This is a genomic window from Azospirillum soli (assembly GCF_017876165.1).
Lineage (GTDB): Bacteria > Pseudomonadota > Alphaproteobacteria > Azospirillales > Azospirillaceae > Azospirillum > Azospirillum soli.
Map to the genome: position 1 here is coordinate 260,628 of NZ_JAGINQ010000001.1, position 17,900 is coordinate 278,527.

General features: G+C 67.6%; 12 protein-coding genes. 3 read left to right on the forward strand and 9 right to left on the reverse strand.

Translation table 11 applies throughout. The features are described 5' to 3' along the window. Nucleotides 1-270: 270 nt before the first annotated feature. The 3 genes from fusA to J2852_RS01325 form a co-directional block, all read right to left on the reverse strand. On the reverse strand, nucleotides 271-2,418 hold the full coding sequence (gene fusA, locus J2852_RS01315; protein WP_209869732.1) for an elongation factor G: 2,148 nt from the start codon (nucleotides 2,416-2,418) through the stop codon (nucleotides 271-273). A gap of 232 nt (nucleotides 2,419-2,650) precedes the next feature. Continuing rightward, nucleotides 2,651-2,998: a RidA family protein gene (locus J2852_RS01320; RefSeq protein ID WP_209869735.1), complete on the reverse strand. Its 348-nt coding sequence runs from the start codon at nucleotides 2,996-2,998 to the stop codon at nucleotides 2,651-2,653. Nucleotides 2,999-3,085: 87 nt separating this feature from the next. After that, a complete protein-coding gene (locus J2852_RS01325; protein WP_209869738.1) occupies nucleotides 3,086-3,856 on the reverse strand; it encodes a trypsin-like serine peptidase in 771 nt (256 codons plus the stop codon). Nucleotides 3,857-3,876: 20 nt separating this feature from the next. On the opposite strand from J2852_RS01325, the gene J2852_RS01330 reads away from it, so the two are divergent. The 3 genes from J2852_RS01330 (at nucleotide 3,877) to J2852_RS01340 (ending at nucleotide 9,394) form a co-directional block, all read left to right on the forward strand. Beyond that, nucleotides 3,877-6,084 (forward strand): DNA topoisomerase, encoded by a 2,208-nt coding sequence (locus tag J2852_RS01330; RefSeq protein WP_209869740.1) that lies wholly within the window; start codon nucleotides 3,877-3,879, stop codon nucleotides 6,082-6,084. A gap of 89 nt (nucleotides 6,085-6,173) precedes the next feature. Continuing rightward, nucleotides 6,174-8,225 (forward strand): molybdopterin-containing oxidoreductase family protein, encoded by a 2,052-nt coding sequence (locus J2852_RS01335; protein ID WP_209869743.1) that lies wholly within the window; start codon nucleotides 6,174-6,176, stop codon nucleotides 8,223-8,225. A gap of 101 nt (nucleotides 8,226-8,326) precedes the next feature. After that, on the forward strand, nucleotides 8,327-9,394 hold the full coding sequence (locus tag J2852_RS01340) for an NAD(P)H-dependent flavin oxidoreductase (protein ID WP_209869745.1): 1,068 nt from the start codon (nucleotides 8,327-8,329) through the stop codon (nucleotides 9,392-9,394). An 883-nt stretch (nucleotides 9,395-10,277) separates the two neighbouring features. On the opposite strand, the gene J2852_RS01345 is transcribed toward J2852_RS01340, so the two are convergent. The 6 genes from J2852_RS01345 to J2852_RS01370 form a co-directional block, all read right to left on the reverse strand. Next, entirely contained in the window at nucleotides 10,278-11,306 is a 1,029-nt protein-coding gene (locus J2852_RS01345) for a GGDEF domain-containing protein (RefSeq protein WP_209869747.1), read from the reverse strand. An 85-nt stretch (nucleotides 11,307-11,391) separates the two neighbouring features. After that, nucleotides 11,392-11,892, reverse strand: coding sequence for a pentapeptide repeat-containing protein (locus J2852_RS01350; protein WP_209869750.1), 501 nt, complete (start codon nucleotides 11,890-11,892; stop codon nucleotides 11,392-11,394). Nucleotides 11,893-11,933: 41 nt separating this feature from the next. Then, nucleotides 11,934-12,428 (reverse strand): thioesterase family protein, encoded by a 495-nt coding sequence (locus J2852_RS01355; RefSeq protein ID WP_209869753.1) that lies wholly within the window; start codon nucleotides 12,426-12,428, stop codon nucleotides 11,934-11,936. A gap of 50 nt (nucleotides 12,429-12,478) precedes the next feature. Continuing rightward, a complete protein-coding gene (gene metH / locus J2852_RS01360; protein WP_209869756.1) occupies nucleotides 12,479-15,970 on the reverse strand; it encodes a methionine synthase in 3,492 nt (1,163 codons plus the stop codon). Nucleotides 15,971-16,012: 42 nt separating this feature from the next. Continuing rightward, nucleotides 16,013-16,894 (reverse strand): methylenetetrahydrofolate reductase, encoded by an 882-nt coding sequence (metF, locus tag J2852_RS01365; protein WP_209869760.1) that lies wholly within the window; start codon nucleotides 16,892-16,894, stop codon nucleotides 16,013-16,015. Beyond that, complete coding sequence (locus tag J2852_RS01370; RefSeq protein WP_209869763.1) at nucleotides 16,891-17,874, reverse strand: ArsR/SmtB family transcription factor; 984 nt, start codon at nucleotides 17,872-17,874, stop codon at nucleotides 16,891-16,893. The genes metF and J2852_RS01370 overlap by 4 nt, the downstream gene beginning before the upstream one ends. Nucleotides 17,875-17,900: the final 26 nt, after the last annotated feature.

Sequence of the window (17,900 nt, forward strand, 5' to 3'; positions counted from 1 at the left end):
ACATGCCCCATCAGGCCGAAGCGTCCCTAAGGGAATCCCCCGAACGTTCGTACACATGAAAAACGGCCGGCGGATCGCTCCGCCGGCCGTATTCCTTAGGTCCAAGCCCAGCAGGGCGCCCCCCTTCGTACATTGCATATCGCGCTTTCAGAATGAAAGCGCTAGCGGCAGCCCTTTGCTGAAAGCAAAGGGCGAGAGCTGTGCAATGCGCTGTCAGGGCCCAACCGATGGCGTTCGATGGGAACCATCAAACGCCGTTCGGTATGGGAGTTAGGCGGCCTTGCTGTTGCGGCCGGCCACGATTTCCTCGGTGACGTTGCGCGGCACCGGCTCGTAGTGGCTGAACTCCATCGTGTAGGACGCACGACCCGAGGTCATGCCACGCAGCTGACCGATGTAGCCGAACATTTCGTTCAGCGGGACGTTCGCCTCGACGGCGATGTTGGCGCCACGCTCCAGCTGGCCCAGCACCGTGCCGCGGCGGCGGTTCACGTCGCCGATCACGTCGCCCAGGTAATCCTCCGGCGTCACGACCTCGACCTTCATCACCGGCTCCAGCAGGATCGGAGCGCCCTTCGGCATAGCCTCGCGGAAGCAGGCCTTGGCGGCGATTTCGAACGTCAGGGCGTTCGAGTCGACGTCGTGGTACTTGCCGTCCACCAGGCGGGCGCGGAAGTCCACAGTCGGATAGCCGGCGAGCACGCCGTCCTCCTTCTGCATCTCCAGACCCTTCTTGACCGACGGGACGTATTCGCGCGGAACCGTGCCGCCGACCGTCTCGTCCACGAACTCGAAGCCCGTGCCGCGCTCAAGCGGCTCGAACACGATCTTGACTTCGGCGAACTGGCCCGAACCGCCGGTCTGCTTCTTGTGGGTGTAGGTGTACTCGACCGGCTTGGTGATCGCCTCGCGGTAGGCGACCTGGGGCTTGCCCATGTTGCCTTCCACGCCGAACTCGGTGCGCATGCGGTCCAGCGTCACTTCCAGGTGCAGCTCACCCATGCCGCGCAGGATGGTCTGGCCGGTTTCACGGTCGGTCTCCAGGCGGAGCGACGGATCGGCGCGGACCAGCTTGCCCAGCGCGTTGGAGAACTTCTCCTGCTCGCCCTTGGTCTTCGGCTCGACCGAGACGCTGATGACGGGCTCGGGGAAGCGCATGCGCTCCAGGATCACCGGCGAGGAGGCGTCGCACAGGGTGTCACCGGTGTCGGTCTCGGTCAGCGAGACCAGCGCGAGAATGTCGCCGGCGCGCGCCTCTTCGATCGGGTTGGCTTCCTTCGCGAACATCTCGACCATACGGCCGATCTTCTCGCGCTTGCCGCGGGTCGAGTTCAGGACCGACATGCCCTTCGTCAGCACGCCCGAATAGACGCGGATGAAGGTCATCGAGCCGTAGGTGTCGTTGATCACCTTGAAGGCCAGCGCGGAGAACGGCGCGTCGTCCGAGCTGATGCGCTCGCCGTTCGGGTTGCCGTCCTCGTCCACGGTCTTGATGGCCTCGACGTCGGTCGGCGCCGGCAGGTAGTCGACGACGGCGTCCAGAACCTGGGGCACGCCCTTGTTCTTGTAGGACGAACCGCACAGGACCGGGTTGAAGGCGCCACCGATGGTGCCCTTGCGCAGGCAGGCGCGCAGGGTGTCGGCCGACGGCTCCTCGCCCGAATCCAGGTAGGCTTCCATCGCCGCCTCGTCATGCTCAAGGCAGGTGTCGATCAGCTCGGTGCGCAGGCCGCGGATGCTCTTGATGTTCTCGATGTCCTCGTGAACCGTCAGGTTCAGCTTGGAGATCAGCTCGTCCTCGTTGATCTCCCAGACTTCCCACTTGGCGTCCTTGTCGTCGGAGAACCAGACGTAGGCCTTCATCTCGACGAGGTCGACCATGCCGCGGAAGTTGTCTTCCGAGCCCAGCGGGACCTGCACGCACAGCGGACGGGCGCCCAGGCGGTTGCGGATCATGTCCACGCAACGGCGGAAGTTCGCGCCCGAACGGTCCATCTTGTTGACGTAGCAGAGGCGCGGAACGTTGTAGTTGTCGGCCAGACGCCAGTTGGTCTCGGACTGCGGCTCGACGCCGGCCACGCCGTCGAACACCACCACGGCGCCGTCGAGCACGCGGAGCGAGCGGTTCACCTCAATGGTGAAGTCCACGTGGCCCGGGGTGTCGATGACGTTGATCTTCTTGCCGCGCCAGAACACGGAGACGGCGGCGGACTGAATGGTGATGCCGCGCTTCTGCTCCTGCTCCATGTAGTCGGTCGTGGTCGACGACTTCAGGTCCTTGGTCGCGTGCACGTCGACGATCGTGTGCTTGCGGCCGGTGTAGTACAGGATGCGCTCGGTCGTCGTCGTCTTGCCGGCATCGACGTGCGCGATAATGCCGATATTACGGATGTCAGAGAGAGGCGTTTGGCGCGGCATGTTGCGGGTCCATTACTGTAACGCGGCTATCGAAGCGCAACGACGGTCGTCCGCTCCGGCGGCTGGGTGGTTGGTCGGGGTTTTTACGGGCGATCTGTTAAGGCGTGATTAACATTCCGTAAACCGAAAGGGATAACCCTTCCGGAATTTTCGAAGCGCGAGGCCCTCACAGCTTGTGGGCCACGCCGGCAAACCCCAACCGAGGTAGCCGGGTCGCCCCGTTCACGCGGCCTTATTTAGCCGCGATAACCTGAATTTCAACGAGATACTCCGGCGCGGCGAGGGCAGCCTCGACCGTGGCGCGGGCCGGCGTGTTGGCCGTATCGACCCACGCTTCCCACGCCTTGTTCATGGCGCCGAACGTCGCGATGTCCGTCAGGTAGATCGTGGCGGACAGCAGCTTGCTCTTGTCGGTGCCAGCCTCGGCCAGCAGGGCATCGATCTGCCCCAGGATCTGGCGGGTCTGCGTCTCCACGTCCGGAGTCGGATCATCGGCCACCTGACCGGCCAGATAGACCGTGTCGTTGTGGATGACCATCTGGCTCATGCGCGGTCCGGAATGGAAGCGCTGGATAGACATGGATACGGCTCCGGTGACGGGACTTCGACGCGCGTACGTCTATGCGATTCAGAAGCGCCGACCTAGCAAAAAATGCGGTGCTGCCGCTCAAGGCTGCCCCGCGCCGGCGTTTTCCCGTATGACGGGGGCGAAAACGGCGGAAGGCACCGCGAAATTGCGGCGATTCGCTCCGCTGTCCGCCGCGACCGCCACGGCGATTCCGACAACGCTCCAAATGCCGCCACGTTCCGCCAGCAACGCTGCGCCGCTCGTTCCGCGCGTGCCCGCGCAGTCGTGCACCAGCACCGGCCCGCCCGGCGCCTGCCCGACGCCCAGCGCCCGGCAATCGGTATCGGCCATGAGGATCTGCGCCTTATCCTGGCTGTAGCCGCCCAGCCGCAACGCCATGCCCGGCGGCGGATGGGACTCGGACAGCGGCAGCGGTGGCACGTCGGCCGGGGCCGGCTTGTTCAGCGTCAGCACCGCCCAGTCCGTCGCCATGGCCCGTCCCGCCGGCTGCGCCGGATCGTGCGCGGGGTCGGTCGTGAAGGAGGCCACCGTCACGTGCTGCCGGTACTCGCCCTTCGCGTATCCGAACAGGACGTGCAGCGACGAGGCCGGCAGGTAGCGCTGCGTCCGCCCGTTGAACAGGCAATGCGCGGCGGTGACGACCCGCGTCGGCGTCACCAGCACCCCGGTGCAGCGCCCGGCCAGATTCGTCTGCACCCGCACGAGGCTGCGCCACGGATCCTTCCCCGCGTCCACCGTCACCCGCCGATCATCCGCCCCAACCCCCGGCAGCTGCGGCTTCTGCGCCCAGGCCGGCGCGGCGACGAGCATCATCAAAAGAAGGATTGCGCGTTCTTGATACGTTTTCATTTTCGGCGTAATCTCCGGCCATGGCCACGCTCATCATCACCGAGAAATCCAGCCAGGCAAAGGATCTCCGCGCCGCGCTCGGGGAGCGCTTCGGCCGCATCCTGCCGGCCGAGGGGCATCTGCTCCGCCTCGCCGAGCCGGAGGAGGTCGATCCGGCCTGGAAGCGCTGGGCGCCCACCCTGCTGAAGCCGGACGGCCTCTACCCCACCCGCCCCGACAGCGGCGGCAACAAGGCGGCCAAGCTCAGCGCCATCGCCGCCGCCCTGAAGGCCTGCGATCAGGTCATCCTCGCCACCGACTGCGACCGCGAGGGGCAACTGATCGGCCAGGAAATTCTTGAACATTACAAGTACCGTGGCCGGGTGCAGCGTGCGCTGTTCACCGCGCAGGACCCCAAGACGATCCGCGACGCCTTCGCCCGGCTGAAGCCCAACGCCGAACTGCGCCCGCTGTACGAGGCCGCCGTCGCGCGCCAGCAGGCCGACCAGATCTTCAACCTCTCCCTGACCCGCACGGCGACCAAGACGCTGCTCGCCCCCGGCGCGCGCGGCGTCATCGGCATCGGCCGGGTGAAGACGCCCACCCTCGCCATCGTCTGCCTGCGCGAGCTGGAAATCCGCAACTTCAAGCCGGAGGACTATTTCGAGGTCGTGGCGACCGCCACCGTCGCCGCCGGTTCCTTCCAGATGCGCCACGCCCCGCCGCCGAAAGACCGCATCAAGGACCGTGCCCGCGCCGAGGCCATCGCCAAGGCGGCATCCGGCCACAGCGGCCCCCTTTCGGTCGAGGTCGAGGAGAAGCGGCAGGCCCCGCCCAAACTCTACGACCTCCCCTCCCTCCAGAAGACCTGCGGCCAGCGTTGGGGCTGGACCGCCGATCGCACCCTTTCCGTCGCCCAAGAACTCTACGACGGCGAGGGCAAGAAGCTCATCACCTACCCCCGCGCCGAGGCGCGCTACCTGTCGGAGAACCAGATCGCCGACGTGCCGGCCATCGTCGGCGCGCTGACACGCCTGCGCGGCTTCGCGCATCTCGACATCTCCAAACCGGTGATCCGCAAGGGCAAGTCCGGGCATTTCTGCGACCGCGCGCTGGAAGGCGTGTCGCACCACGCCATCGTCCCGAACGTCAACGTGCTGGACGACCTGGAGTCGCGCCTCAATCGCCTGACCGACGATGAGAAGCGGCTTTATGCGCTGATCTGCCGCTCCTATCTCGCCGCCGTGATGCCGGATTACGAGTATCGCCAGACCACCGTCCTGATGGACGTTCCCGTGGACGGCAGGCCGGTGCCGTTCCGCGCGGTCGGCCGCATCCCGCTGAAGCTCGGCTGGAAGGCCGCCTTCGCCTCCGCCGAAATCGATTCCAAGCCGGAGGACGAGGCCGAACAGACCCTCCCGCCCCTCGCCAACGGCGAACCCGCCACCCTCTCCGACCCCAAGGTGGAAGCCAAGCGCACCCAGGCACCGCCGCGCTACAACGAAGGCACGCTGGTGGACGCCATGCAGAACGCCTGGCGCTTCGTCGAGGATCCGGCTCTGCGCGACCGCCTCAAGGAAGCCAAGGGCATCGGCACTCCCGCCACCCGCGCCGAGGTCATCAAAGGCCTGAAAAAGCAGAACCTACTGGGCGCCGACGGCAAGTGGCTGGTCCCCACCCCCGCCGGCCTGCAACTGTTCGAGACGCTGCGCGCCGCCGCCCCCACCCTGGTCGATCCCGGCACCACCGCCGTCTGGGAAATGCGCCTGGACGAGGTGGTGACCGGCCGCGCCGACTTCCGCGCGGTCATCGACGGCATTTCCGATGAGGCCGCCCGCCTGATCGGCGCCCTTCTTGGCAACCGAGGGCCCGCCGTCGATCTTGGCGTTAAGGGACCGGTCCGCGCCGGCCGTGGCGGCTTCGGCCGCCGCCGCACCACCGGCGCCCCCCGCACCCGCGCACCCGCCAAAATTGCCAAGACCGCCAAGGCAACGATTCCCACCGACGGCACGCCCCCCGTCAAAACGCGCCGCACGCGCAAGCCCAAAGCCACCGCCGCTCCGGTCGCGGCCACCTCCCCGGAAACGCCGGCCCCCGCGCCCTCAATCTCGGCGCGGCGCAAGGCGCCGACCGACCGCATGGTCGCCTACGCCCGCAGCCTCGCCGAACGCAAGGGCGTGGAGTTGCCGGACATCGTCACGCAGGACTTCGATCACTGCCGCCAATTCCTCGACCAGCACGCGCGCTGAGTTCTATCCCGCAAACCGGCGATGGTTGAAGGCGACAAAGCGCCGTCCTAAGCTTTCCACCGCATATCCCTTGCCAAAGGCGCCCCGCCGTGACCTCCGCCTATCTGCCGACCGCCTGCCCGCACGACTGCCCCAGCACCTGCGCCCTGGAGGTCGAACGGCTCGCCCCCGACTGCATCGGGAAGGTCCGGGGGGCCGCCGACAACAGCTACACGGCCGGCGTCATCTGCGCGAAGGTCAGCCGCTACGCCGAGCGCGTGCACTCCCCCGACCGCATCAAGGCGCCGCTTCTCCGCACCGGCCCCAAGGGCTCCGGCCAGTGGACGGAAATCGGCTGGGACGAGGCGCTGGACCGCATCGCCGACGCCTTCCTGACCGCCGAACGGCAATACGGCCCCGAAGCCGTCTGGCCCTATTTCTACGCCGGCACCATGGGCCTCGTGCAGCGCGGCTCGATCCAGCGCCTGCGCCACGCCAAGCGCTACTCGCGACAGATCAGCACGGTCTGCGACACGCCGGCCAACATGGGCTGGCTGGCCGGCTACGGCGACATCCGCGGCGCCGACCCGCGCGAGATGGCGGACAGCGACCTGATCGTGAACTGGGGCGGCAACCCAGTCGCCACCCAGGTCAACGTGATGACCCACGTCAGCCGCGCCCGCAAGGCGCGCGGGGCGAAGCTGGTCACCATCGATCCCTACCGCACCGGCACGGCGGAGGTGTCGGACCTCCACCTCATGCTGCGGCCCGGCACGGACGGCGCGCTGGCCTGCGCGGTGATGCACGTCCTGTTCAAGGAGGGTTTCGCCGACCGTGCCTACCTCGCCCGCTACGCCGCCGACGTGGAGCGGTTGGAAGCGCACCTCGCCACCCGCACGCCCGAATGGGCCTCGGCCATCACCGGCCTTTCCGTGGAGGAGATCGTCTCCTTCGCCCGCCTCTACGGCGGCACGCCGCGCAGCTATCTGCGCCTCGGCTACGGGCTGACCCGCGCGCACAACGGCGCCGCGCAGATGCACGCGGTCTCCTGCCTGCCCGTGGTCACCGGCTCCTGGGTGCATCGCGGCGGCGGCGCGCTTTACTGCTCGTCGGGCATCTACAAGATCGACAAGACGCTGTCCGAAGGCCTCGACCGGCTTGACACCTCCGTCCGCGGCTTCGACCAGGCGCGTATCGGCGCCGTCCTGACCGGCGAGGACATCAAATCCGGTCCCCCCGTCACGGCGATGCTGATCCAGAACACCAACCCGGCGGCCATCTGCCCGGACTCCGCCCGCGTGCGCCAGGGTTTCCTGCGCGAGGATCTGTTCGTCGCGGTGCACGAGCAGTTCATGACCGACACGGCCCGCCTCGCCGACCTCGTCATCCCCGCGACCACCTTCCTGGAGCACGACGACATCTACCGGGGCGGCGGCCAGATGCACATCCTGATCGGCCGCAAGGTGATCGAGCCGCAGCATCAGGCCCGCGACAACCACTGGGTCATCTCCGAACTCGCCCGCCGCGTCGGCGCCGAGCATCCCGGCTTCGGCATGACGGCGCTGGAGATCATCGACGCCATGCTGAAGGCATCCGACCTCGGCGACGCCGCGACTCTCACCGAACAGCGCTGGATAGACGCCCAGCCGGATTTCGAGACCTCGCATTTCCTGACCGGCTTCGCCCATCCCGATGGACGCTTCCGCTTCGCGCCGGATTGGTCCGAACTCGGCCCCTACGGCACGGACATCCTGCCCAGCCTCCCCGACCACATGCTCCCGGCCGGGCGGACCGACGCCGAGCACCCCTTCCGCCTCGTCACCGCCCCGGCGCGCCAGTTCCTGAACTCCAGCTTCACGGAAACCGTCACGTCCCAGCGCCGCGAGGGGCGCCCGACCGCCCTGATCCACCCCGACGATGCGGCGGCCTTGTCCCTGACCGACGGCACCCCCGTCCGCGTCGGCAACCGCCAGGGCAGCGTCGTCGTCCATGCCAAGCCTTTCCCCGGCGTGCAGCCCGGCGTGGTGATCGTCGAGGGCATCTGGCCGAACACCGCCTTCGTCGAGGGCCTGGGCATCAACACCCTGACCTCCCCCGAACCCGTCCCCCCGGCCGGCGGTGCCGCCTTCCACGACACGGCGGTGTGGCTGCGGGCGGCGTAGCCATTCACTGAAAGCGAACGCCTCCATCACAACAAATTATTTTTCAAGATAGCTCAGCCGTCCTAGCCTGCTCCCCAACACCACTCACCGGAGGGCGGAGCATGCCGGTCCAAACCACCCTGACCCAGCGGCTGGGCCTCACCCACCCCATCATCCAGGCGCCCATGGCGGGCGGCGGAGACACGGCCGATCTCGTGGCGGCGGTCGGCGAGGCTGGCGGCATCGGCTTTATCGGCGCCGCCTACCTCACCCCGGCCCAGATTGCCGAACGCGCGCAGGCGATCCGTGCCCGCACGTCCCGGCCCTTCGGCATCAACCTCTTCGCCCCGCTTCCGGCGCCGACGCCGCCCGCCGACCCGACCCCGGCGGTAAACCGCGTTGCCCCATACCACACCGAACTGGGCCTACCCGCCCCCACCGCTCCCGCCCTCGCCCCCGATGTCTTCCCGGCTCAAGTCGCCGCCGCGCTCGACAGCGGAGCGGCGGCCTTCAGCTTCACCTTCGGCATCCCGCCGGCCGATGTCCTCGCGGCCATAAAGCAACGCGGCATGCTGCTGATCGGCACCGCGACCACCGTCGAAGAGGCCATCGCCATCGAACGCGCCGGCTTCAACGCCGTCGTCGCGCAAGGCAGCGAGGCCGGCGGCCATCGGGGGACCTTCGCGGGCGAGGTCGCCTCCAGCCTGATCGGCACCATGGCGCTGGTGCCGCAGACCGTGGACGCCGTCCGTCTGCCGGTCATCGCGTCCGGCGGCATCATGGACGGCCGGGGCATCGCTGCCGCTCTGGCCCTTGGTGCTGTCGGCGTGCAGATGGGCACCGCCTTCCTGACCTGCGACGAGGCCGGCGCCCCCGACGTCCACAAGCAGGCCATCCTGTCCGCCGGTGAACATGAAACGCGCCTGACCCGCGCCTTCTCCGGCCGTTCGGCGCGAGGCATCGTCAACCGCTTCCTGGCCGAGGTGCCGGATGACGCGGCCCTGCCCTTCCCGCTCCAGAACACGCTGACCCGCCCGATGCGCACCGCCGCCGCCCAGCAGGGCCGCGCCGAGTTCCTGTCGCTCTGGGCTGGCCAAGGTCTGCGCATGGCCCGCCGTCAAACCGCCGCCGATCTCGTCGCTCGCCTCGCCGAGGAGACCGAGGCGGTGATTGCCGGCTTGAAGGGATAACGTCTTCGAGTCTTCGTGTGTCCCTCTTTCCCTGTGAGAGAAGAAGTTGACCACAGAGACATACCGATATAGGATTTAAGACCTACAAAACCAAGGAAGACCGCCCATCACCGTCGCGTTGGGTTTCCGCCGAGGCAAGAGCTGCATCCCCCGCGACCGCGCGCAGGGCTTGGCCGCGCTCGGCTTTTCCCACCCAACCCTGGTCGCGGCCTGGAACCGCTCCGACCCGCGCTGCCGGGACAGCTGCGTGGTGCGCTACGCCCAGGACGGCCGCGCCCCGACCACCGGCCCCGACGCACTGGACGGCCCACCCCTTCCGCAATGCGAGGAAGGCCGCCTCGTCCCGCGCTCGCCCTACCCCGACAAAGTCTGGACCCGCGTCGCCCGCCTGATCGCCGCCGGCTACTCGCCGACCGAAGCGGGAGCCAAGGTCGGCCTGCACCGCACCACCATCTGGGGCGCCTGGCAGGAGCACACCGATTTCCGCTACCGCACCTACTGGGAATACGTATCGCTGGTCCGCGAGGCCCGCGCCAAACTCCGCCGGCACAACGCCCTGCTCGCTCCCTCCTGGACCCTGCCACCCGACGACGAGAGCCGGCTAGACCGCCCGTTGCCGCCGATCCTTCCCTTGCGCAGCGGGGGAAGGAAGGGGCCCACGGCAAAGCCGTGGGAAGGATGGGGGCAACACTCCGACGATCATTCGCACCCGCACCGTTGTGCACCCCCTGCACAACATACGCCCACGAACAAACCCCGCCATCCCCCTGAAATCAAACAACAAAACCCCAAAAAATCCCATTGTGCAGATTCGCTCCCCTGCACAATCTGCACAACGGTGCACAATGGGGGGATGCACAATAGCGGCGTCCTTGAGCCGCCCTTACCCCTCTTCGGCGTAGACGCGGTTCCGGCCGCCGCGCTTGGCGGTGTAGAGGGCCTGATCGGCGCGGCGGATGAGAGCGGCGAGCGGTTCGCCCGGCCGGTACTCGGCGACGCCGATGGACAGGGTGACCGACCCGTAGGCCGCATTGCGCGCCCGGTTGACGATCTGCCGCGACCCGACCGAAGCGCGGACCTGCTCCGCCACCTTCAGGGCGTTGGCCAGTTCGGTACGCGGCAGGATGATGGAGAACTCCTCGCCGCCATAGCGCGCGGCGGTGTCTCGGCCCTTGATGCACTCGGTCAGCACCTTGGCGACCAGCTTCAGCACATGGTCACCGACGAGATGCCCGTGCGTGTCGTTGAACCGCTTGAAGTGATCGATGTCCACCATCAGCAGGGTGAGCGGCAGTTTCTCCCGCTCAGACTCCTTGGCGGCGGCTTCGAGCGCCTGATCGAAGGCCTTGCGGTTGGCGATCCCGGTCAGCCCGTCCGTCATCGCCTCACGCCGGGCAGTGTCGAGGCTGACGCGCATTTCCGCCAGCTGCTGGCTGGAATCGAGGAGCTGGGTTTGCAGCCGCGTCTGCCGGTCCACGATGGCCGTCGTCTCGGCGGCGATGGCGGCGACCATGGCGCGCAGCTCCTCCACGCTCATCGGCTCCTCCAGCTCTCCCCGGAAACCGGCGAGCGTGTGGCCATAGCGGTCGGTCTCCGACCCCACGGTCCCCAACTGGTCGAGGATGCGGCCGAGCGCCACCCGCGCCTTTTCCGACGTTTCGCGGATCGCCAGCGCCTCGGCGTCCAGTGTGAAGAAGCGTTTGAACAGCTCGTCGCAGTGGCTCTGCGACAGTGTGGCGCCGTCGCGCTGCGCGATGTCGATGGCGCGGGTCAGGTCGGGAAGCTGGCCGCCGAAATAGGCGTACCACAGTGTGAAATTTTCCGGGTTGGGCGGCAGCCGGTCGGCGAGCATCCGTTCCATGGCCTGGGCCGCGATGCCGCTGGCCTTTTCGAAATCGTCGGTGCTCGCCACGGCAAATGCCCCTTCAATGATCGGCGCACGAACGTTAGCGCGGCAATAAAGAAAGGGGCAAGCATCCTTATTATCAGTACACCCTTCAATTACATTGCCCGACCGATTTCTCGGCGCAGACGTGTTTTCCATCGATCCAGGTCGCCCCCGACAGGTCGGCTTGGCGGAGGTCGGCGCCCACCAGTTTCGCGCCGGTGAAGTCGGCCTTGACCAGCGTGGCGTTCACCAGCTTGGCGTTGCGCAGGTCGGCGTCCCTCAGCGACGCTCCGGTCAGGTCGGCGCGGGTCAGGTCGGCCTCGATCAGGCGGGCCCCGTCCAGCTTCACGCCGGGCATGGCGGTGCTGACGAACTTGGCGCGGTAGGCGTCGGCCCCCTTGAGGTCGGCGTCCTTGAGGGTGGCGCGCTGGAAGGTGGCGTCGCGCAGCATGGCTTCGGACAGGGCGACGCCGGTCAGGTCCCGCCCGTCGAAATAGCAGCGGCGCCAGTTGACCTTGGCCTGAGGGGGGTCGGTGCAGTCGGCCAGCGCTTCGGCCGACGCAAGGAGGGTGGCAATAACCGCGAAGGCGGCGAAAATTGTCGTCTTCATGCGCCAAGACATAGGGTGGCGCTCGCCGATTGCCAAACCCTTTAGGCGTTCGACTTCGAGGTTTTGCGGCCGATGCAACGCCCCACCTGCGGCGGAACCGGCAGTTTCGCATGTTCTGCCGCCACGCGGCCCAACGCCTCGGCCGTCGCGGTCGGGAACGGCATGGCCCGGCGTTCGGACAGGTCTACATGGACCAGCATGAATTCCGCCGTCGCAGCCAGGAATCCGTCCTCGGCGTGGATCATCTCATGGAACAGGTGCAGCCGCTTCGCATCCGCCCCGAGGATCCGCGAAGAGAACCGCAGCCCGTCTCCCTCCGTGACCTCCCGCGCGTAGGTCAGATGCGCCTCCACCACGAACATCGACCGCCCCTCGGTTTCGGCATAGTCCTTGCCAATTCCGAAGTGGTCGAGCACCGCGTCCGTGGCGTGGTCGAAGGCCAGCAGATAGTAGGCCACATTCATGTGGCCGTTGTAGTCGATCCAGTCCGGTCGGACCGTCTCCCGGTGCAGGTCGAGGGGGGCTGGCTGGCTCATGTCCGTTACGATACGCGAACCGGCCAGCCCTTGGGAACCGTCCTAGGCCGTCAGACCGAGAAGTACTTGGCCTTGGGATGGTGCAGCACGATGGCCGAGGTGCTCTGCTCCGGGTGGAGCTGGAACTCGTCGGACATCTCCACCCCGATCCGGCCGGCGTCCAGCAGTTTCAAAAGCTGCTCCTGGTCGGCAAGGTTCGGGCAGGCCGGATAGCCGAAGCTGTAGCGGCTGCCGCGATAGGCCTGCTGCAACAGCTTCTCCTTGTCCCGGCTGTCCTCGGCTCCATAGCCCAGCTCGGCGCGGATGCGGGCGTGGACGTATTCCGCCATCGCCTCGGTCATCTCGACCGACAGGCCGTGCAGGTAGAGATAGTCCTGGTACCGGTTCTCCGCGAACCAGTCCCGCGCCACGTCCGCGCAATGCTGGCCCATGGTGACGATCTGCAGGCCGATCACGTCCCGCTCCGGGTCGTTCACGTCCCGCAGGAAGTCGGCGATGCACTCCCCGTCCTCCTTGCCCTGGCGCGGCAGGGTGAAGCGGGCGGCCTCGGTGGTCCCGTCCTCACCGAACAGGATCACGTCGTTTCCGTCCGCCGCCGCCTTCCAGTAGCCGTAGACCGCCTGCGGCCGCAGGATCTCCTCCTTGGCGGCGATCTGAAGGATGCGGTCCAGCACCGGCCGCAGCTCCTTCTTCGACCACTCCTTGAACTCCTCGAAGGACTTGCCGTCCTTCCGGTAGCCCCACTGGAGCTGGTAGAGCATCCGCTCGTTCAGATAGGTGACCAGGGTCTTCAGCGGCACATGCTCGATGACCTTGGCGCCCCAGAACGGCGGGGTCGGCACCGGAACGCCCTCGGCCAGACGGTGGCGGCGCGCACGCACCGCCTCCTTGTCCACGGGGCCGGTGGCGGCGCTGGTCGCCTGCCCCAGCACGCGGCGGCGGTTGACCGCCTTGCCCGCCCGCTTGGCCTGCTGGATGGCAAGGTGCTGGTCGAAGCTGCCCGTCACCACCTGATCCATCAGCGTCAGCCCGTCGAACGCGTCGCCCGCGTAGGCCACGCGGCCGGTGCCGTAGGACTTGGTGCAGTCCTCCTCCACATAGGCGCGGGTCAGCGCGGCACCGCCCAGCAGAACTGGCACCTCCAGCCCCTCGCGGGTCATCTCCTCCAGGTTTTCCCGCATGACGACCGTGGATTTCACCAGCAGGCCGGACATGCCGACGGCGTCCGCCTTATGCTCCTTGGCGGCCTGGATGATTGCCGATACCGGCTGCTTGATGCCCAGGTTGACGACCTTGTAGCCGTTGTTGGTCAGGATGATATCCACGAGGTTCTTGCCGATGTCGTGGACGTCGCCCTTCACGGTGGCCAGAACCAGCGTGCCCTTCTGCTGGCCCTCCACCTTCTCCATGTGCGGTTCCAGGTAGGCCACAGCGGCCTTCATAGTCTCCGCCGACTGGAGCACGAAGGGCAACTGCATCTTGCCGGCACCGAACAGCTCGCCCACCACCTTCATGCCGTCCAGCAGGAACGTGTTGATGATCTCCAGCGGCGAATGGGTCTTCATCGCCTCGGCGAGGTCGTCCTCAAGGCCGGTGCGGTCGCCGTCGACAATACGCTCCTTCAGCCGCCCCTCGACCGTCTCGGCGCGGGCCTTCTTCTTGGTGTCGGCGGCCTTGCGGCCCTCGAACAGCGACAGGAAGACCTGAAGCGGATCGTAGCCCTCGGCGCGACGGTCGAAGATCAGATCCTCGGCGACCTTGGCCTCGTTCTCCGGGATCTGGTGCAGCGGCATGATCTTGGAGACGTGCACGATGGCGCCGGTCATCCCGCGCTTCACCGCGTGGTCGAGGAAGACCGAGTTCAGGACGTGCCGCGCCGCCGCGTTCAGGCCGAAGGAGACGTTCGACAGGCCCAGGATGATCTGGCAGCCGGGCATCTCCCGGGCGATGGCCTCGATGCCCTCCAGAGTCCAGACAGCCAGCTTGCGGTCGTCCTCGTTGCCGGTCGCGATGGTGAAGGTCAGCGGGTCGAACAGCAGGTCGGCCGGGGCGAGGCCGTACTCGTTCACCGCCAGATCGTAGAGCCGCTTGGCGATGGCGAGCTTGCGGTCCGGCGTCTTCGCCATGCCCTCCTCGTCGATGGTCAGGGCGATGACCGCGGCGCCGAACTTCTTGGCGAGCGCGAGGCGCTTGCGCGCCGGCTCCTCGCCGTCCTCGAAGTTGATGGAGTTGATGATGGCCTTGCCGCCGTACAGCGCCAGCGCCTTCTCAAGCACCCCGTACTCCGTGGAGTCGATGACCAGCGGCGCCGTCACCGAGCCGACGAAGCGCCGCACCACGGCCTGCATCTCGGCGGTCTCGTCGCGGCCGACGAAGGCGGTGCAGACGTCCAGCGAATGGCTGCCCTCCTTCACCTGCTCGCGGGCCATCTCGACGCAGCCGTCCCAGTCGTGACGCTCCTGAAGCTCGCGCCACTTCTTGGAGCCGTTGGCGTTGCAGCGTTCGCCGATGGCGAAGAAGGCGTTCTCCTGCCGCAGCGTGACCTGGGAGTAGAGCGAAGCCACCGCCGGCACCCAATGCACCGTGCGCCCCTTCGGCGCCGGGCGATGGCTGCCCGCCGGGGCCAGCTTGCGCAGCATCTGGTTGGCCGCCGCGATGTGCGGGACGTTGGTGCCGCAGCAACCGCCGACGAGGTTCACCCCGTCCTCAGTCACGAAGCGCTCCAGCCAGTGGGCGAAGTCGTCGGCGCGCAGTGGATAGTGGGTCTTGCCGTCCACCAGCTCCGGGAGGCCGGCGTTCGGCTGCACCGACACAAGGCCCGGCCAGTTCTGCGTCAGCCACTTGACGTGCTCGCTCATCTCCAGCGGCCCGGTGGCGCAGTTCAGCCCCATCAGCGGCACATCGAGCGCCTGGATCACCGTGGCCGCCGCCGCGATGTCGGTGCCGACCAGCAGCGTGCCCGTGGTCTCCACCGTCACCTGCACGAAGACCGGGGTGTCGGAGCCGGCCTCCTTGCGGGCGCGCTTGATGCCGTTGACGGCGGCCTTGATCTGCAACGGGTCCTGGCAGGTTTCCACCAGAATCGCGTCGGCCCCGCCGGCGATCAGGCCGGAGGCCTGGACGAAGAAGCTGTCCTCAAGCTCCTGATAGGCGATGTGCCCCAGGCTCGGCAGCTTGGTGCCCGGCCCGATGGAGCCGATGACGAAGCGCGGCTGCCCGTCCTTGAAGGTCTCCGCCGCCTCGCGCGCCAGTTCGACCGCGCGCTGGTTGATCTCGAAGGCCTTTTCCGAAATGCCGAACTCGCCCAGCGTCACCGGGGAGGCGCCGAAGGTGTCGGTCTCCACCATGTCCGCGCCGGCCTCGAAATAGCCGCGGTGGATCTCCCGCACGATGTCGGGGCGCGACAGCGGCAGGATGTCGGTGCAGTTCTCGTGCCCCCAGTAATCCTTCTCGACGTCGAGGTCGAGCGCCTGGATGCGGCTGCCAAACCCGCCGTCGCAGAGCAGAACGCGGTCACGCAGGGTGTCGAGAATGTGGGGCATGGAGAAAACGCCTCAAGTAAGAAATGGACGGCGACAAACGGTTCAGTTGGTGACGGGCTGCTTCGCCTTCACGCCGAGCATCCGGCAGATGGCGACGGTCAGCTCCGACCGGTTCAGCGTGTAGAAATGGAATTCCTTGACGCCCTGGGCCTGGAGCGCCTGGCACTGGTCGGCCGCGACCGTGGCGGCGACGAGCTGGCGGGTCTCCGGATCGTCGTCCAGCCCCTCGAACGTCTCGGCGACGCGCTTGGGCATGGAGGCGCCGCACTTTCCGGCGAACTCCACCGCGCGGGCGAAGTTGGTGATGGGCAGGATGCCGGGCACGATGGGCACGTTGATGCCCGCCGCCGTGCAGCGGTCGAGGAACCGGAAATAGGCGTCGTTGTCGAAGAAGAACTGCGTGATGGCGCGGGTCGCCCCCGCATCCACCTTGCGCTTCAGGTTGTCCAGGTCGAACTGGGCGCTCGGCGCCTCCGGGTGGGTTTCCGGATAGGCGGCCACCGAAATCTCGAAATCGGCGACCTTGCGCATGCCTTCCACCAGATCGGCGGCGTAGGCGTAGCCGCCGGAGTGCGGCACATAGCGGCCACCCACCCCGCCTTCGGTCTCCGGCGGATCGCCGCGCAACGCCACGAGGTGGCGGATGCCCGCGTCCCAATAGGTCCGGGCGATGGCGTCGATCTCCTCCCGCGTCGCGCCGACGCAGGTGAAATGCGCGGCGGCCGGAATGCCGGTCTCCTTCTGGATGCGACAGACGGTGTTGTGGGTGCGCTCGCGGGTCGAGCCGCCGGCACCGTAGGTCACCGATACGAAGGACGGGCCCAGCGGGGCAAGGCGCTGAATGGCCTGCCACAGGCTCTGTTCCATCTTCTCCGACTTGGGCGGGAAGAACTCGAAGCTGACCGACGGGGTGCCGGACGTCATGGCTGGGCTCCGCTGGTGGAGAGGATGAGAGGGGTCGCGGCCGGGGCGCCCTTGGCGGTGCGGACCGCCGGCCAGATGGAAACGGTGAGCGGCTCGCCGGGCAGATGCACGACCGTGCCGCAGTCGAGGCCGGCTTGGCGGCACCAGGCCGCAACCTCCTCGTCGGCAAAGCCCAGGCGACGATGGGCGTGCTCGGCACGCAGGGACTCCAGCCCGTGCGGGGCGAAATCCACGATCAGCAGCAGCCCGCCGGGCTTCAGCACCCGCGCGGCCTCCATCAGAAGGTCGGCCGGAGCCTCGGCGAAGTGGAGCACCTGATGGATCACCGCCGCATCAAAGGAGCCGGACGGGAACGGCAGCTGGTACATGTCGGCCTGCCGCACGTGGCAGTGACGCAAGGACGCGTCCTCCAGCTTCGTGCGGGCGATGGCCAGCATCTCGCGCGACTGGTCCACGCCGACGGCGCGGCGGGCGTTCGGCCCCAGCACCTCCAGCATGCGGCCGGTGCCGGTGCCGATGTCCAGCAGTTCCCCCACCCCCTCCGCGGGCAGCAGGCGCAGCAGCGCCTCCTCCACCTCTCGTTCCGGGACGTGCAGGGAGCGGATCTCGTGCCAGCGGGCGGCGTTCTCGCGGAAATAGGACGCGGCGGCCTCGGAGCGGGAGCGTTTGATCGCCTCAAGCCGCTCCAAGTCCAGGGTCAGTGTCGGGTCGTCGGCCGGAATGGCGTCCACCAGGACGCGGGCCAGTTCCGCCGACGCTCCCGCCTCGGCCAGCCGATAGAAGGCGAAGGTGCCCTCGCGGAAACGGTCAAGCAGCCCGGCGTCGCACAGCAGCTTGAGATGGCGCGACACACGCGGCTGGCTCTGACCCAGGATCTGGGTCAGCTCGGTCACCGTCAGCTCGCCATGCGCACACAGGGCCAGCAGCCGGAGCCGTGTGGTTTCCGCCGCCGCCTTCAACGTCGCAAGCAGATCGTCCATGCCGCTGACCAACGTTCCGCCACCGC

Coding starts and splice junctions, on each gene's coding strand:
- fusA (WP_209869732.1), bottom strand. CDS start 2,418: ATGCCGCGCCAAACGCCTCTCTCTGACATCCGTAATATCGGCATTATC.
- J2852_RS01320 (WP_209869735.1), bottom strand. CDS start 2,998: ATGTCTATCCAGCGCTTCCATTCCGGACCGCGCATGAGCCAGATGGTC.
- J2852_RS01325 (WP_209869738.1), bottom strand. CDS start 3,856: ATGAAAACGTATCAAGAACGCGCAATCCTTCTTTTGATGATGCTCGTC.
- J2852_RS01330 (WP_209869740.1), top strand. CDS start 3,877: ATGGCCACGCTCATCATCACCGAGAAATCCAGCCAGGCAAAGGATCTC.
- J2852_RS01340 (WP_209869745.1), top strand. CDS start 8,327: ATGCCGGTCCAAACCACCCTGACCCAGCGGCTGGGCCTCACCCACCCC.
- J2852_RS01350 (WP_209869750.1), bottom strand. CDS start 11,892: ATGAAGACGACAATTTTCGCCGCCTTCGCGGTTATTGCCACCCTCCTT.
- J2852_RS01355 (WP_209869753.1), bottom strand. CDS start 12,428: ATGAGCCAGCCAGCCCCCCTCGACCTGCACCGGGAGACGGTCCGACCG.
- metH (WP_209869756.1), bottom strand. CDS start 15,970: ATGCCCCACATTCTCGACACCCTGCGTGACCGCGTTCTGCTCTGCGAC.
- metF (WP_209869760.1), bottom strand. CDS start 16,894: ATGACGTCCGGCACCCCGTCGGTCAGCTTCGAGTTCTTCCCGCCCAAG.
- J2852_RS01370 (WP_209869763.1), bottom strand. CDS start 17,874: ATGGACGATCTGCTTGCGACGTTGAAGGCGGCGGCGGAAACCACACGG.